This window comes from Pseudomonas sp. TR47 (assembly GCF_044143025.1).
Classification (GTDB): Bacteria; Pseudomonadota; Gammaproteobacteria; order Pseudomonadales; family Pseudomonadaceae; genus Aquipseudomonas; species Aquipseudomonas putida_E.
In genome coordinates, this window is sequence record NZ_JBHFCS010000082.1 from 1 (window position 1) to 497 (window position 497).

At 56.3% G+C, this 497-nt stretch carries 1 pseudogene; it reads left to right on the forward strand.

The window, feature by feature from the left end:
- Positions 1-61: 61 nt before the first annotated feature.
- Positions 62-497, forward strand: a pseudogene (locus ACEWE8_RS26110) (integrase); the annotation flags it as partial.

A 497-nucleotide genomic window follows, 5' to 3' on the forward strand; every position in this document is an offset into this window, starting at 1 on the left:
GTAGTTGCTGTAGAACTCGACCCTGTGAGGCTAAACCCAATGGATACAGGGGTTTCAGCCGATGACCGTCAACCACCGCTCCCAAAGTGGGACAAACCTGTTACAAACTGCGCTCGCCAAGCCATACCACTATCGCCGGTCTGGTCGCTATTACCTTCGCCTTCGCCCGCAAGGAACCGTTAAGGGCTTCTTCACGCTGTCACTCAGGACCACCGACAAGGCCACCGCAATGACCATCTCAGACGACATCCTTTCGACCCTCAAGGCCTACCACTTGGACAACCCAGAGGCGTCATGGGATGAACTGCGCGCGCGCCTGACTGACTTCGCTGAGTACAACTTGACGATGGCACACGGTGACAGCTCACTGGTCGCTTACGAGATGATCAACGATGAGCATCACTTGGCGTTGCGTAAGGCGTCCGCAACGTTGCCTCTGAGTGTGAATCAGCAGCGGGCAGTCAGTAAGGCCCTTGAGATCCTTGAGGCCTCTCAGG